This window comes from Microcoleus sp. S28C3 (assembly GCF_036700785.1).
Taxonomy (GTDB): domain Bacteria; phylum Cyanobacteriota; class Cyanobacteriia; order Cyanobacteriales; family Microcoleaceae; genus Microcoleus; species Microcoleus asticus.
In genome coordinates this window covers 1-15,264 of sequence record NZ_JAUBPO010000132.1, presented here as the reverse complement: position 1 = coordinate 15,264, position 15,264 = coordinate 1, and the positions used below count along the sequence as shown (strand labels likewise).

At 47.6% G+C, this 15,264-nt stretch carries 13 protein-coding genes; 10 read left to right on the top strand and 3 right to left on the bottom strand.

Going from position 1 to position 15,264, the window contains the following annotated elements:
• Window positions 1-180 precede the first annotated feature (180 nt).
• On the top strand, window positions 181-822 hold the full coding sequence (gene ycaC, locus QUA13_RS28195) for an isochorismate family cysteine hydrolase YcaC (protein ID WP_333203863.1): 642 nt from the start codon (window positions 181-183) through the stop codon (window positions 820-822).
• A gap of 523 nt (window positions 823-1,345) precedes the next feature.
• The gene (locus tag QUA13_RS28190; RefSeq protein WP_333203861.1) at window positions 1,346-1,927 is read left to right on the top strand and encodes an antibiotic biosynthesis monooxygenase; all 582 of its coding nucleotides are present in this window, start codon (window positions 1,346-1,348) and stop codon (window positions 1,925-1,927) included.
• 585 nt (window positions 1,928-2,512) lie between these two features.
• On the opposite strand, the gene QUA13_RS28185 is transcribed toward QUA13_RS28190, so the two are convergent.
• The 3 genes from QUA13_RS28185 to QUA13_RS28175 form a co-directional block, all read right to left on the bottom strand.
• Window positions 2,513-2,791, bottom strand: coding sequence for a photosystem I reaction center subunit PsaK (locus tag QUA13_RS28185; protein ID WP_172184248.1), 279 nt, complete (start codon window positions 2,789-2,791; stop codon window positions 2,513-2,515).
• A 297-nt stretch (window positions 2,792-3,088) separates the two neighbouring features.
• A complete protein-coding gene (locus tag QUA13_RS28180; RefSeq protein ID WP_006634547.1) occupies window positions 3,089-3,301 on the bottom strand; it encodes a chlorophyll a/b-binding protein in 213 nt (70 codons plus the stop codon).
• 404 nt (window positions 3,302-3,705) lie between these two features.
• Window positions 3,706-3,831 carry a hypothetical protein gene (locus QUA13_RS28175; RefSeq protein WP_263053573.1) on the bottom strand — a complete coding sequence of 42 codons (126 nt, stop codon included), beginning with the start codon at window positions 3,829-3,831 and terminating at the stop codon, window positions 3,706-3,708.
• Window positions 3,832-3,835: 4 nt separating this feature from the next.
• Here QUA13_RS28175 and hflX point away from each other — a divergent pair, with 4 nt between their 5' ends.
• The 8 genes from hflX to QUA13_RS28135 all read left to right on the top strand — a co-directional run bounded on the left by hflX (window position 3,836) and on the right by QUA13_RS28135 (window position 15,098).
• Window positions 3,836-5,476: a GTPase HflX gene (hflX, locus tag QUA13_RS28170; protein WP_333203865.1), complete on the top strand. Its 1,641-nt coding sequence runs from the start codon at window positions 3,836-3,838 to the stop codon at window positions 5,474-5,476.
• A 481-nt stretch (window positions 5,477-5,957) separates the two neighbouring features.
• Complete coding sequence (locus QUA13_RS28165; RefSeq protein ID WP_333203859.1) at window positions 5,958-6,506, top strand: hypothetical protein; 549 nt, start codon at window positions 5,958-5,960, stop codon at window positions 6,504-6,506.
• A gap of 194 nt (window positions 6,507-6,700) precedes the next feature.
• Window positions 6,701-6,964 (top strand): glutaredoxin 3, encoded by a 264-nt coding sequence (gene grxC, locus QUA13_RS28160; protein WP_172184245.1) that lies wholly within the window; start codon window positions 6,701-6,703, stop codon window positions 6,962-6,964.
• Window positions 6,965-7,031: 67 nt separating this feature from the next.
• Window positions 7,032-8,018 carry a glutathione synthase gene (gshB, locus tag QUA13_RS28155; RefSeq protein ID WP_333203856.1) on the top strand — a complete coding sequence of 329 codons (987 nt, stop codon included), beginning with the start codon at window positions 7,032-7,034 and terminating at the stop codon, window positions 8,016-8,018.
• A gap of 149 nt (window positions 8,019-8,167) precedes the next feature.
• A complete protein-coding gene (locus QUA13_RS28150; protein WP_333203854.1) occupies window positions 8,168-9,307 on the top strand; it encodes a Gfo/Idh/MocA family oxidoreductase in 1,140 nt (379 codons plus the stop codon).
• Between the two features lie 108 nt (window positions 9,308-9,415).
• Entirely contained in the window at window positions 9,416-11,251 is a 1,836-nt protein-coding gene (locus QUA13_RS28145; RefSeq protein ID WP_333203852.1) for a CHAT domain-containing protein, read from the top strand.
• Window positions 11,252-11,418: 167 nt separating this feature from the next.
• A complete protein-coding gene (locus QUA13_RS28140) occupies window positions 11,419-12,000 on the top strand; it encodes a hypothetical protein (protein ID WP_333203850.1) in 582 nt (193 codons plus the stop codon).
• A gap of 593 nt (window positions 12,001-12,593) precedes the next feature.
• Window positions 12,594-15,098: a glycosyltransferase family 2 protein gene (locus tag QUA13_RS28135; protein ID WP_333203848.1), complete on the top strand. Its 2,505-nt coding sequence runs from the start codon at window positions 12,594-12,596 to the stop codon at window positions 15,096-15,098.
• Window positions 15,099-15,264 lie beyond the last annotated feature (166 nt).

The window sequence follows — 15,264 nt, the reverse complement described above, 5'->3', positions numbered from 1 at the left end:
CAGATTGCACTCACTTTTTTCACTTCTCTGCTGCAAAAGCGATCGTATCCCTCTTTAAAAACTGTCCGGAGTATTGTTAATAAGGAAGCACATTTAATTGGTAAAACTCAAGGCTTTCTGATTCTTGACTCCATTCTGCAATTCCTCATTCACCGATAACCCAAATAGGAAAAATACCTCATGTCTACATTCAAATACAACCGTCTAGACAAGAATAATGCTGCGGTTTTGCTGGTCGATCATCAAACTGGACTGTTCTCACTTGTGCGTGATATTGGTGCAGCCGACTTCAAAAATAATGTGCTGGCGCTGGCAAGTGCAGCCAAATTTTTCAACCTGCCTACAATTTTGACAACTAGCTTTGAGCAAGGCCCCAATGGAGTCATCATCCCTGAACTGAAGGAGAAGTTTCCAGATGCTCCCTTTATTCCGCGTCCCGGACAAATCAACGCTTGGGACAACGAGGACTTTGTTAAAGCAGTAGAAGCAACAGGCAAGAAGCAATTGATTATTGCCGGAATTGTCACTGATGTATGTGTTACTTTTTGTGCGCTTTCGGCTTTAGAGGCAGGTTATGAGGTTTTTGTTGTCACCGATGCCTCTGGAACCTTCGATGAAGCCTGTCGTTATGCAGCTTGGGATCGAATGTCTCGTGCTGGAGTTCAGTTGCTCAATTGGTTTAGCGTTGTGTGTGAATTGCACCGTGACTGGCGCAACGATATTGAAGGACTGGGTAGTCTGTTAGCAGGGTTTATTCCTGACTACAAAAACCTGATGACCAGCTATGCAGCAACGGCAAATCCTGGATCTCCCAATAAGTAGTGAGAAAGCGCCTACTTTATTTACCTCGTGTTTAACTGAGTTAATATTGTCATCGCTAGGTTATCACTTTTACGTGGAACGTAGCGGTGACAACTACTTGGGTGTAAGTCACGTAGAGGGTGTTTTTAATAGGTCTTGTCAATGATTGCAAGTCTTGGTCTGGGCCGAACTAGGTCACAATTTCAGGCTAATTAAAAGATACGCCTCACTCTGCCTACGAGTTCCAATAACCCTATCTGCGGCTCATTTTTGGGTTTATGGGCATCACAGATATTGAAGTCATCCATGCTGATAATCTCATGGGTGGAGAGGAGGCTCAAACGCAGGATCTCGCCCATGCCCAAACTGCCTTACAAGCTGCTGGATCTCGCTAGTCATTTCCTCTCATGCCAAAACTGCGCGATCGCATTCGTTAATCTCCCTTCTGTTTCAAGAGGTGCTGCCGAAAATTGCCCAGCAATTTGGTGTCTCTAGGGTGGTTGTTCTGAATAAAACTTTTCTCTCAGTTAATTCTCTAAACTCTATGTTGGAAGAACCGTTGGCGAGCAATACCAGTGAAGAAAACTATCTAGTCACCGCTGTGATCTCTCATGTCGTGAAACCGGGGCGCGAGGAAGGTTACGAAGCATGGTTTCATGGCATCGCCGCAGATGCACGAAAATCCAAGGGACATCTTGGTGTCAGCACTATTCGACCCCAGCATCACGCCCATCCTGAGTACGTGGTCATTCTCAAGTTCGATTGCTACGACAATCTCAAGGCCTGGCTTGAATCTGATGTTCGGCGAGAGTGGATTGAGCGATTGCAGCCTTTGATTGAAAAGCCAGAAGATATTCAAACCCTCACCGGATTGGAAACCTGGTTTACGCTGCCCAATAAACCGATGAAGGCTCCACCCCCTCGCTACAAAATGGCGTTAGTTACATGGTTGGGAGTGTTTTTTACCATTTCTATTCTCAATCGTTTGCTGGTACCGCTACTATCAGGGCTTCCTGCCTTGCTCACATCTCTGATGATCTCTGGTCTGACTGTTATCCTGCTCACCTATTTGGTCATGCCGCGCTTAACACAATTATTTCGCAAATGGCTATATCCCATTCCCTAAAGTAAGCTTACTCCGACCTAAAGCACTGAGCTTTAGCCTCTGATTTGAGCGATCGGAAAGAGAGACAATTGTCCCTGTAGTTGACAACTCATCCCCGGACTTTGGGGATGGCTTACAGACACCCCCAAAGCAGCAATATTAAGAGGCACATTCATGTCAGCATCATATTCAAACTCGCAATGCCCACAAGGCTAATCCACTCCGACTCCTGTGGGATTGCACGAATCTTCATCCTCAAGCGGCATTCAGTTGAAGGGTGAATGGCGTCGTTGCTAAGGGCATCACAGTTTTTAACTACTTTTACGGAGGTCTTAGAAGCTTTGACAACAGCTATATCTTATAGATTTGTGGGTGCGCTATAAGCCAGCGGTGAGGTATTTGCTGTCGAGCAAGCTAGTTTGGGCTTGGAATTTATTTAAGCCCCGTTAGTTGTAAGTGCATGGTACAAAAGCCGATTTCTGCGTCATTCCATAGAGCAAATTAAAATTAGGGGTGAGTGCTTTTCACTTACCCCTGCCATTTTTTGTCAGCCGTTTAACCAATCAATTGCAGCAAGAAATCGTCAAAACAGCCGCGCAATTGCTACTAGATAGCCTTGTCGATACTTAGCGCCAAAATCGCGAATACTCCCAGCAAATGACCGGCGCTCATGCAAGCCAAAAATGCCGGTACGCTAACATTGTTAAACAGAGAGGGAAAGGGCAAAGGCATTTTCGGCCCGACGTGGGGATACCAAATTCTGCGGCTGAGAACTAGCAATGCTAAGATATTGCAGACAAACATCACCAGAGGCTTTTGCCAAGTTCCTGATGCTGTGTCAGTCAGAGCGGATTCTACTACTGCCAGTAAATTTGAGTTAATCATCGTTGATGCTCCTATTTTTCATAAACTATCAGAAATGCTTGATGAGATTTCTTACCAAAAATACAGAAGGGGCGATCGCCTTTACGCAATAAATATCTGTTGGTGTTAATATTCACCGCGCCAGCGACAGCGCCCCCACCCGTAATCATCGAATCACATCAAGAAGTCTTTTAATGCCATTCAAAAGTAACGGAAGATACAAAGGACCAAACCCTACTCGCTGCCATTTGTAACTTTTAGCCTGTCTGGCAAGGGCGGCATTTACTCACGCTGCCAGACAGGAAATACAGCTACTCATTAGTGAGCAATGTAGGTAGGCAGAAAGTGAAGAATGTCGCGCAGAACGCTATATCCAGCGGCGTCCCAAAGCAAATAAGCTAAGAAACCGATCATCGCTAAGCGACCGTTCCAAAGTTCTGCTTGCGGGTTGAAGCCAAACAAAAAGGCATTCCGATCTTTGCCGTTGTAAGCATTAGCCGTAGGAGGCAAGTTAGTAGGACGAGTTTCCATGTTTTTACATTCCTTAACAATGTTTCGCTTCTCATGGTAGCGACCTAATTTCTGCTTGGCTATCTGCCTGTAGGCTCAAGCTACACACAAGTCTAAAGGAGGATTTTGAAACAAGAAAAAAAGTGTTAACTTTTGTTGCGCAAAATTTTTCAGCGAGCTCCTGTATCTGTAGATACTGAATACAACCCCAAGTTTAGAAGGCTGCAGTGAAAGGCCCGATCGCCCCGTACCGACAAACAACGGCGCTGGTGACTAGACAAGACTGAATCCGCGCTCTGCTAGAGGCAAGAAAATTTAGTAAATTTCAACTTAAAACCCGAACACGATCGCCCCTGAGTTAATTAAAATAGGAGATAAACAGATCGATCGGGAGAAACAGTTATCGAAACCATCTACGGCAATCTTCAAGGTTTAAAGTCCAGCCAGCTCAAGCAACTCGAAAAGCTATACCACCAGCGACTACCGGGCGATCGCATCACCACGGCAGAATTCGCCCAGCGCGTCGCGGCCATCAGCACGGAAATAGACAAACCAATCTGCACCTACATCAACCGCCGCGGACAAGTAATTCGCGTCGGCGTCGGTACACCCCGCCAAACGCAGATTGCGCCCTTAGAATTGCCCCGCTACGGGGGAGGTCGCCTCAGCGGCATTCGCTGCATCGCCACGCACCTGAAGCCAGAAACCCCAAGCGAAGCAGCTCTCACAGCAATGGCAATTCAGCGCCTGGATGCCCTGGTTTGGCTGACACTGACCGGCGGAGGATTTCAGCGCCGCGGGGGCGGTGCGACTGGTTACATCCAAGAAGCTTATCTCGCTCACCTGATACCCCAGGGAGACCAGCCAAATTTTGAGTTCTCTGTTTTGAGCGCTCAGTTAGAACCAGATTCTACTGATGAAATAGAAGAGCCTTCAATTCAAAAGTCACCAATCAAAACTCAACACTTTCCCTGGAAAATCTCAGAACCGCTAAATTTGGACGAGCTCGCCGACCAAGACTTTCTGGATTTGGTGGAAGGACTCGAAGCAGAGTTTGAAGCAGAGTTCGTCGCTAAGCAGGTCGATGCAGACCAAGACAAAGTGCTGTTGGTAGGTGTAATGACTCAGCACATGACTCAGTTGGATTTTGAGGACGGCCTGGCAGAAATCACGCGGCTGGTTGAAAGCGCCGGGGGTCAGGTGCTGCAAACAGTGCGCCAAAAACGATCGCGCCCCAATCCGCAGACAGTCGTCGGCGAAGGCAAAGTTCAGGAAATTTCCCTCACCGCTCAGACGGTTAGCGCTAACCTCGTTGTATTCGATCGCGACCTGTCCCCCGCACAAATACGGAACTTGGAAACTCAGATAGGTCTTCGCGTTGTCGATCGAACAGAGGTAATTCTCGACATCTTTGCCCAAAGAGCTCGATCGAGCGAGGGTAAATTGCAAGTCGAACTCGCTCAGCTAGAGTACGCCCTGCCCCGGCTCAGAGGTCGCGGTCAGGCAATGTCCAGGCAGGGCGGCGGCATCGGTACCAGAGGCCCCGGGGAAACCAAACTAGAAACCGAACGGCGGACAATCGCCAAACGCATTTCTCGATTGCAGCAAGAAGTAAATCAACTGCTGGCCCACCGCTTCCGGCTGCGGCAGAACCGGCACCACCACGAAGTACCCTCAGTGGCGATCGTCGGCTACACCAACGCCGGTAAATCGACTCTGCTCAACCTGCTCACCAATTCCGAGGTTTATGCCGCCGACCAGTTATTTGCCACTCTCGACCCCACAACGCGACGGTTGACCATTCCTGGCACTGTCACTCGGGAACCGCTGTCGATCGTCCTCACAGATACAGTGGGCTTTATTCGGGAACTGCCCCCCGCCTTGATCGACGCTTTTCGAGCTACCCTCGAAGAAGTCACTGACGCCGATGCTTTGCTGCACCTTGTCGATCTTTCGCATCCCGCGTGGCAGAGCCAAATTCGATCGGTCATGAATATTTTGACAGATATGCCCGTAACTCCCGGGCCAGCCCTTGTAGTTTTTAACAAAATCGATGCTGTAGATGGAGATACTCTCGCCCTCGCCCGAGAAGAGTTTCCTCAAGCCGTATTTATTTCTGCCGCCAAAGGTCTCGGGATGGAAAGTCTCCGCGATCGACTAGCTCAGCTCATTCAATACGCCCTCTACCCTCGGTAAATACTTAAATATTCCTTTTAACTGGTTGACAGTCAGGAATACACGTACATATACTGAGGACAGATATCGTCGAACCATGAGATTATAGAAGAGTAGCCAGATTGTGCATTACAAAGTACAATACAGCAGCTCTGGTTTGCGCTCGGTTAAATAATTAATTTCAGGAGGCGGCGGTCAAGGTAAAAACACTCTTTGTTAATGGCTGTAACGGCTGTTGGTTGAGAGGTTGCAAAAAGATGTTGCTTCACTCTGTGCAAACCACTTCCTAGTGCAAACCACGGTACGCGAGGTCAAGGTGAAAGAGAATAATATTCTTAAAGTGTTTGGGCGGTCACCTCAAGCGCTATACTATCTTTTACAGGCGCTCGCGAAAGAAAACATCCATTTATTGTAAGAACTGTAAAATCCTTGCCCGTCGTGCAGCGCTAATCTCTAGGACTATTTCTATTTTCAGATTTTACCACTGTTTAACTAAATAGTTATGTTTACGCCACTGGCAAAACTAGGAATTGGACTCTCTGCCACAATGGCAACAGCGTTTTACTATCTAGCTGCTGCCCCTCCGGCTTCAGCAGTAGATGTGTGCGGGCCCGGAAACTTTTCAACTGAGTGCGCGCAAGGCCAGGCAAGCAGCCAGCAATCAGCAACAACCTCATCATCACCAGCATCCCTGCGAGACCCGGTACCGCAAGAGCAGGTAGTTGAATCACCATCACCAGCATCCCTGCGAGACCCGGTGCAGCAAGAGCAGGTAGTTGAATCACCACCAGCAGTCATAGCAGACCCGGTACCGCAAGAGCAGGTAGTTGAATCACCACCAGCAGACCCGGTACAGGAAGTACCCGCAACCGAACCACCACTAACGGCGCCCGCCGCGGGGGACTTGGGAAACATATACACCACCTCCACGTCCAAGCCGTCAAGAGCTACTATCCCTGAACCCGGTATGGTGGTAGGACTCATGGTGACAGGCGCAGGAATCATCTGTTCCGGCAGAAGACGAAACAAGCAGGTTGGTCAGCAACGGTAGGCAGGCCCAACCTGCTGCTTGTTTTCAAACTCTCTCCGTCTTTTCAAGCGTGGGTGTTTTTTTTATTTTTAGGCTAAAATTAAAGAAATTGTATAAATAATAACTTTACAGCTTGCTTGCTGCAACTATTAAAAAATTAAAATAAGATTGGTTAAGATTACAATTAAAAAATATAGTTATTATTTGCTCGTCCGATGACCCCTAAAATAGAAATTTACACTTGGAGAACTTGCCCGTTTTGCATTCGTGCAAAAGCACTGCTGAAGCGAAAAGGGGTGGATTTTACAGAGTACGCGATCGACGGAGATGAAGCAGCACGAGCTCAAATGACCGATCGAGCCAACGGAGGCCGCACCCTGCCACAAATATTCATTAACGACCAACACATAGGTGGCTGCGACGAAATGCACAAACTTGATGCTCTAGGCCAGCTAGACCCGCTGCTAGCAGCAAAATAAGGCATTCCCTGTCGAATTTTCAGTCAGCCCAAATTTTCCTGCGACCAATTCTTAATTTTAATTGACAATGAAATTTGCATTCATCATCGATCCCCTCGCGCGACTAATTCCAGGACACGATACCAGCGTAGCGCTGATGGAGGCAGCTCAAGAGTTGGGTCACGAAGTCTGGGCGACTCAAGCCAACGAACTAAGCGTCATCGGCGGCAAAACCTGGGCAATGCTCAGTCGGGTAGCACTCACCCCTGTAAAAGTCGTAGATGGACGCTGGGAGGCTGCTGAGGCTTGGTACGAGGTGGAACAGCCTACTTTGCAGCCTCTCGAAGCAATGGACGCAGTATTTATGCGGACAGACCCCCCAGTCAACATTCCTTACCTCTACGCTACTTACCTTCTAGATGGCATCGATCCGGCTAAAACTTTGGTAGTTAACAGTCCCAAAGGATTGCGGGCGGCGAATGAAAAAATGTATGCTTTGCAATTTGAGGGAGCGATCCCCGAGACAATTGTTTCTCAAAACAAGCAGGTAATTCGGCAATTTGTTGAGAAAAAAGGAGCGGCCGTTCTTAAACCCTTGGGCGGCAAAGCTGGCGAGGGGATTTTGTTTTTGGAAGCGGACGATCGCAATCTCAACTCCCTGGTCGAAATTAGCACTCAACAAGGGCAAATTCCAGTGATGATTCAGACTTATCTGCCGGAAGCAAAAGAGGGAGACAAGCGGATTATACTGTTGGATGGCAAGCCCATCGGTGCTATCAACCGTATTCCCACTGGCAATGAATTTCGCGGCAACATGGCCGTCGGCGGCCGAGTCGCAAAAACAGAAATTACCGATCGCGAACTGCAAATTTGCACTCAGTTAGAACCCGTGCTGCAACGGGACGGACTGTACTTTGTCGGCATTGATATCATTGGCGGTTATCTCACGGAAGTTAATGTCACCAGCCCTACAGGGATCAGAGAAATTGACTTGTTTGACGGGGTTAGTTTGGGAAAACAAGTAATTGAATGGGTGGAGAAGGAAGAAGGAAGAAGGAAGAAGGAAGAAGGATGAGGGAAGAAGCCAAGTACGACAAAGATGAGGACACGAATACACGGATTAATTATCCACCTTCAGGCAGATGTTGCAGTCGTTAGTTATATGTTAGGGGCTACCAATTCCCAATTCCCAATTCCCAATTCCCAATTCCCAATTAGAAAATTATGTCAAAAATTGGCGTGGCAGTAGTCGGTACAGGTTTCGGTCAAAAAGTGCACCTTCCCGGATTCCAGGCACATCACCGGACAGAGGTTGTGGCTGTTTACCACCGGAATTTAGACAAAGCAAAGGCGATCGCCTCTAGCCATAATATCCCCTACGCTTGCGACTCGATCGCCGATATAGTAGCCATCCCAGAAGTAGCGGGTGCCAGCATTTCCACGCCGCCATTTTTGCATTATGAAATGGCAAAAACCGTCTTAGAAGCAGGCAAGCATTTATTATTAGAAAAACCCACAGCCCTGACAGCCAATGAAGCCAGGGAACTTTACCGATTGGCAAACAGCGAATCTCAAACCGATTTAAAAAAGGGTGGTGCCAGAGCAATTGCCACAATGGACTTTGAATTTCGATTCATCCCCGCATGGCAACTGCTAGCAGAACTATTGGCCACAGGATATGTGGGAGAAAAGCGTTTAATTAAGGTTGATTGGCTGGTGTCGAGCCGCGCTGATGCGACTCGCCCCTGGAATTGGTACGCGCAAAAAGATCGTGGCGGCGGAGTTTTGGGCGCGACTGGTTCTCACGTTTTTGATTATATTAGCTGGCTGTTCGGCCCGCCGCAGAGGCTTTCTGGGCACTTGATTACAGGAATTTCGGCGCGGCCCGATCCGAATGATTCGGGAAATTTAAAATTAGTTGATGCAGATGATTCTTGCACGTTGATGTTGGAAGTAGCCGGGGGAACGCCTTGTCAGGTTTGTTTGAGTTCTGTTACTTATCAAGGGCGGGGACACTGGGTGGAAATATACGGGAGTCAGGGTACGTTGATGTTGGGAAGCGACAACCAGCAAGATTACGTACACGGATTTCGCTTGTGGGGTTCCCAAGGTGGAGAACCTTTAGCTGAAATCAAAATTCCTCAAAGATTGGAGTTTCCTCAAGTTTATCCAGACGGGAGAATTGCACCGTTTATTCGAGTAGTAGATAGGTGGGTAGAAGCAATAGATTCGGGTAAATCGTTGATACCCTCGCTCAGAGAAGGGGTTTACTCGCAGTTGTTGATGGATTTGACCCAGGAGTCGAACGCTACGGGAACTTGGGTAGATGTACCGAATTTAGATAAATTTTTGGGCACTAAGTAAAAGTAATAACTCCCAAAGCAATCTCGCGCACTCCATCACACCCCAAACCCGATAAACTACTAATAGAGAAACTCAATCCAACCCTATATCCAGAGTCGGTAGTTGTGAATGGCGCGCCCTGAAAGTCCTTGCCTCAGTATAGCGATCGCTCGCCTGAGAACCGCTGGGGCAAACCATTTTGCCACTTGGGTTCTACAAGCTCCTTATCCCAGCGGGTACGTTCACCACGACTGTATGTGGCCCGATACCCTATCCCAATCATGGAAAGCTTGGCAGGAAATGTTTTCGCCCTCCGGGACAATTCACGAATTGCCCCTAAATCCAGATGCCAGTATATTCTCGCCGGAAAACAGCCAGAATATACTGGCACAAACTGAACAACGAACCCCTCACTCCCTACAGCTACCTCCACCGGCGCCCTCTGTGCCGATCCACCTCGGTCAAGCGGGGTGGGGCGACAGGGGGGAGCAGAATCCGCCACCGCCACCGGCCAGCTACAGCAGTCGCCTGATGCAGCATTTGGGGATTAATCTTTGGCAGTGGCTGTTTGAAGGGCCGATTCAAGGTAGTCTCCAGGAAAGTAAAGGTATCGCGATCGGGCAAAATCTACCCCTGCGAGTGCGCGTAGATTTGCGCGAACCGTATTTAATTGCTTTGCCTTGGGAAATTATGCAGCCTCAAGCAGGTCAACCGGCAATTTCTCTGTCGCAGCAACTGCTGTTCAGCCGCACTACCAGCAATGTTGAACCTTTGCCACCCCTGCAGCCTGCGGATTCGCTCAACATTTTGCTAGTTTTGGGACAAGCAGAACCCGGCCGCGGTGCTAATTCTCAATTTTCCAGCAATAACGGTCATTTGCAGTTGGGAGAAGAAGCACTCGCCCTAGCTGGTGTTCTGGAAAGTGCTTTTCAAACCGACGAGAGCGGCAAATATTCTGACATCAGCGTTCCGACTCGTGTCGATACTCTGATCGAACCTACTCCGGCGGAACTCATTTCTCGGCTGGAAACGCAAGCTTACAATATTCTGTTCTACGCGGGCCACGGGATACCCGGCCCCGACGGCGGCTTGCTGTTTTTGGGGCCGGAAACGGCGATTAACGGTACTGAACTGGCTCAGGTTTTAGTTCGCTGCCGCGTGACTCTGGCGGTTTTTAATGCCTGCTGGGGAGCTCAGCCGGCGGTGGAGATGCTGCACTCAACTAACGGCCAGCAACAGGCGATCGCCCGCAGCAGTTTGGCTGAGGTACTGATCCATCACGGGGTGCCTGCGGTGTTGGGGATGCGGGACTCGATCGCCGATCGCGAGGCCCTGAGTTTTATCCAAACTTTTGCCCAAGCTTTGGCCGGACGGATGTCGGTCGATCGGGCAGTCGCCGTCGCCAGACAGCAGTTACTGACGCTCTACAAGTTCAATCAACCGGCTTGGACGCTGCCGGTGCTGTATATGCACCCTGAGTTTGACGGGCAGCTAACTGAGCTGGTTGATGACCTAAAAACTGAATTGCCTTTAAATTCTTCTACTTGGCTGGGACGGTTGCCGTCTTGTGCTTATTTGCGGGGGCGCGATCGACCAAATGCCAAATCCACCGAATCGACCAATCAGGTTTGGCCGATTCGCGCGGGTATGGTTCGAGTCGGACGCTGGGAAGAAAACGACGTAGTGATTCGAGAACAGTGGGTTTCTCAAAAACACGCCGAGATTTTCTGCAGAAACAGTATCGGAGATAGCCGGGAAGAACCTAGCTACTTCCTGCGGGATTTTTCTCGCTACGGGACTCTAGTTTTGGGGCCTGAGGGATGGCAGAGAGTTCACCACCAAGAATTGCTGCTGCGCAGCGGCACTCAGCTAAAATTTGGCAGTTCTCAAGGTCAGATTTTTGAGTTCACTATTGAGGTTCCAAAAACTTCGGGCTACAGTGAGACTGATTGCGGAACGAATTAAGATGCGGGTGTAGCTAATGAAGGCGAGGGGCGAGCGGCACAGCAAAGTTCTGGGCGTTGAATCTCCAGTCTTAATTTAAAAGAGTTACTTACCACTGATAGCTCGCAACTAGCTCTTGGCACAGTCCCCCTTCTATAATTTTCCTTTTCCCCCTGAGGTATTACATCATGGCTACTCAATCTCCTGATTCTGAATATTTTCGCGACTCACAAACTCAAGCCCAGATGGAACTTCTCGCCACAATAGTTCAGGCTGATGTTGCTTATCCCTGGAATCCTGCACAGCTTGAATCAGAATCTTATTTGAGTGCCGCAGAGCAGGAATTTGCGCTGTCTGATTCCTTCAGCGACAGCGATATTGCCCTGAAGTCGCAAGTTTTATTTTCGCAATTAGAACAAGTTTGGCTGACGACTGCTCTGCAAAAGTCTTTGCGCGAAAAATTTACTCGCGTTCCTCAAGATTTTCTCGCCAGCATCGCTCAAAGCGTACAAAACGCAACTGTTAAGTATCAATCTTTAGCTGACCAAATGGTAGAGTGCGTGTTAGATATTTTGCCTCAGTGGGATGAGGAAGATTTGCAGGTGTTGGCGCGTCCTTTGGCTTATGCCATGCGAGATGTTGATTCGGAAGGGGTGGAATTGGTCGTGGCGACTAAAAGACCTTGGGCCCAATTGTCGGAAATAGAACAGGCGAGAGTTAGTTTGGCTGTTGCCCGCTATGCAATCTCGGAATTAGCAGTTTCTGATTAATTGTTTGATGACTGGGTTTTTGTGCTGGGAGCGCGGTAATTTTTTTAAATTAATATAAAATTTATCTACCTTTAGTTAGATGTCAAATTAGTCTAATTGTTAAACTATATGGATTGCTATACTTTGATAGCAATCCTATTTGATTTGTATACACGTTGACACTCCTAGTAGTTTTATGAGGATTCTCTGTCCTCACTACAAACGGATTTTATGGCGGTTGTTCGATCGCACATAATATCAAGGATATGTTGCTGTTATAGCCACCGCGCGTTCGATTGCTTCTGACTTCTCTCCTAGATCGCTTTTTTAAAGCCTTCTTGCTTTTTCTCTCGGACTTCTTCCTGACATCCGTTACCTCCGAAGAAAGCGAATCCGTTGCCGAACTTCCTTCAATATCTGTTATACTTTGCCCGGATTGAACCCGCCGATCGGTTTGCCACTAGCAAGCAAAATCAACTATCATACAAGGGTCACAATGTTAAAAAATGTAAATACAATCATTGGGGTGTCTCGGAATTTTTAACAGGATTAAAAAGTGGACAGCAAGAAACCCTGACTGTTACAGGTACAATCGGGAATTTTAAATATATTTTATGACAAATTCAAGATTTGACCTTCAAGACTTGAAACCCCGCTTTTGGCGAATTTCGCGGGTGCCGGCGGCAACGCTAGTCGTGTTGGGAGCTCTGGCTTTCGCAGGTGCGATCGCCGGAGCCTGGTTTGCCAATGAAGGTACAGTCAGCGGTATTTTTGCCACAATCAACACTTGGCAGCAAAACCCGCCTGTGTTGCTGCAAGTGCCTGCTACGAGCAAGATGTATTTGTTAGTGCCGACTTTTGTGCTGGTTTCGGCTGCTTTAGCTGCAATTAAAATTTCGCCTCAGCCGCAGAAATGGTCGCGCGCTGTGGTAGTTGCAATAGTTCTAGCTTTAACCATTCGCTACGTTTTGTGGCGATCGCTCGCTACTCTAAATTTAACCGATCCCCTCAACGGTATCTTTAGTTTGGGGCTGTTTTTCCTAGAAATGGTAATGGTTTTTAACACCAGTATTCAACTGTATTTAATGCTGAGAATGAAAGATCGGCGTCGAGAAGCCGATCGCATGGCAGTTGCAGTTGAAGCTGGAAACTTCGCTCCGGCAGTAGATATTTTTATCCCAACTTACAACGAACCGGCGTTTATTTTACGGCGCACTGTAATCGGCTGTCAAGCTTTAGATTACGCTAACAAAAAAGTATATTTGCTCGACGATACCAAGCGCCCTGAAATCAAATTGCTGGCAAAAGAACTGGGATGCGAGTATATAACCAGACCCGATAATATTCACGCCAAAGCTGGAAACATCAATCATGCCACAGCCCTAACTAATGGAGAACTAATTGTAGTTTTCGATGCAGATTTTATTCCCACTAAAAACTTTTTAACTCGAACAGTGGGATTTTTTCAAAATCCCGAAATCGCCCTGGTTCAAACACCGCAAAGCTTTTACAACCACGACCCCATCTCCCGCAATTTAGGTTTAGAAAATGTGCTCGCGCCGGAAGAAGAAATATTTTACAGGCAAATTGAAATCATCAAAGACAGCGCCGATAGCGTGGTTTGTTGCGGTACATCTTTTGTAGTTAGGCGGAGTGCTTTAGAAACAGCGGGAGGCTTGGTCACAGATTCAATCTGCGAAGATTATTTTACCGGAATTCGGCTTTCAGCAACTGGATATCGCTTAGTTTATTTAGATGAAAAATTGAGTGCTGGTTTGGCTGCTGAAAATATTGAAGCTCATCTAAATCAAAGGCTACGCTGGGCTAGAGGAACGCTTCAGGCATTTTTTATTGATTCCAATCCTTTAACAATTCGCGGTCTCAGGTTCGTACAAAGGCTGTCTCATTTGGAAGGATTGCTGCACTGGTTTACCAGTTTAACCAGGGTTTTATATCTGTTGATACCTTTAGCTTATTCGTTTTTCGGCATAATTCCTTTGCGGGGAAGTGCGCGGGAATTGCTGTACTTTTTCGTGCCTTACTATTTGGTACAACTTACTGTGTTTTCTTGGCTGAACCGCAGATCGGGATCGGCTTTGCTTTCCGATATTTATTCGTTCGTCCAGTGTATTCCTTTAGCGGTGACGGTGGTGAGTTCCATGCTGAATCCCTTTGGGAAAGGGTTTCAGGTGACGCCGAAAGGAATTGCGAGCGATCGCTTTAGTTTTAACTGGAATTTGGGATGGCCTTTGATTGTCTTGTTCGCAGCTACAGCCTTCAGTTTGTGGCACAATTTAAACATTAATTTAGTTAAAAATGTGTGCAGCGTACAGTCAATATCAGAAAGTGCACATTGTTTGTCAAAAGGAATGAGTTTGGGATGGATTTGGAGCGGTTACAACCTGCTGATGATCGGGATTGCATTACTAATTTTGGTGGACATTCCTAAGCCGGACATTTACGAATGGTTCAATTTACGCAGGGTTGTACAATTAAATATTGGCGGTAAAAGTTTTTGGGGTATAACTACTGTAATTTCGGAAAGTGGCGCTGAAGTTGCTCTGACTCAGCGGCCAAGCTTTGCGGTGAAAGGTAAGGGTAGTAAAGAGAGTTTGACGCCAGCAGAGATTTTGCCAAAATATGCCGTTCAGACAATTTTATCGCAGGGTAAAATAAATGCGCTCCCTTGCAGTGCCGCAGTCAAAGCAAGGAGATCGCTAGCGCCGTCTGTTGTTGAGTTCGGCACTGAGGGTCGTTTGGCAAAAGGTTTGATTGATTGCGATTCGGCGACTCTGGAAATTATGGAAGAGAACTGTTTTATTCCTGTGGCTAAGATTGAGCTGGTGAGGGATAAATCTCAGTTAGAGTCGAGTTTTCGGGATGGAAAAGAGTGCAATTTTGCGGAATTTCCCACTGTGCGAATTGCGTTCGATCGCCTGAATATTAGCCAGCACCGCTGTTTGATCGAAATGCTGTACTGTCGCCCGGGCCAGTGGAAGCGGCAGGAAACTCCGGGAGAATGGCGATCGCTGTGGCTGTTGCTGAGAATTGCTTTGAAACCGAGGGCTGTTTTTGAGAGGAATAGGTCAGTTAGGCCGATCGGAGTTTCGCAACTTTAGCTCGACATGAAATTGAAGAAATGGTATCGGAATTAGAGCGAATCGCTGATTTTGGCTCGAAAGCAGTTTTTTTACGTCCTAATCCTGTACTGGGGGGGTGACAACCCGCCTGAAACTCATAGTTAGTAAGGATTGAGCCAACTTGTGGTAAAAAAAGATAGGCAGC

Coding starts and splice junctions, on each gene's coding strand:
- ycaC (WP_333203863.1), top strand. CDS start 181: ATGTCTACATTCAAATACAACCGTCTAGACAAGAATAATGCTGCGGTT.
- QUA13_RS28190 (WP_333203861.1), top strand. CDS start 1,346: ATGTTGGAAGAACCGTTGGCGAGCAATACCAGTGAAGAAAACTATCTA.
- QUA13_RS28185 (WP_172184248.1), bottom strand. CDS start 2,791: ATGATTAACTCAAATTTACTGGCAGTAGTAGAATCCGCTCTGACTGAC.
- QUA13_RS28180 (WP_006634547.1), bottom strand. CDS start 3,301: ATGGAAACTCGTCCTACTAACTTGCCTCCTACGGCTAATGCTTACAAC.
- QUA13_RS28165 (WP_333203859.1), top strand. CDS start 5,958: ATGTTTACGCCACTGGCAAAACTAGGAATTGGACTCTCTGCCACAATG.
- grxC (WP_172184245.1), top strand. CDS start 6,701: ATGACCCCTAAAATAGAAATTTACACTTGGAGAACTTGCCCGTTTTGC.
- gshB (WP_333203856.1), top strand. CDS start 7,032: ATGAAATTTGCATTCATCATCGATCCCCTCGCGCGACTAATTCCAGGA.
- QUA13_RS28150 (WP_333203854.1), top strand. CDS start 8,168: ATGTCAAAAATTGGCGTGGCAGTAGTCGGTACAGGTTTCGGTCAAAAA.
- QUA13_RS28145 (WP_333203852.1), top strand. CDS start 9,416: ATGGCGCGCCCTGAAAGTCCTTGCCTCAGTATAGCGATCGCTCGCCTG.
- QUA13_RS28140 (WP_333203850.1), top strand. CDS start 11,419: ATGGCTACTCAATCTCCTGATTCTGAATATTTTCGCGACTCACAAACT.
- QUA13_RS28135 (WP_333203848.1), top strand. CDS start 12,594: ATGACAAATTCAAGATTTGACCTTCAAGACTTGAAACCCCGCTTTTGG.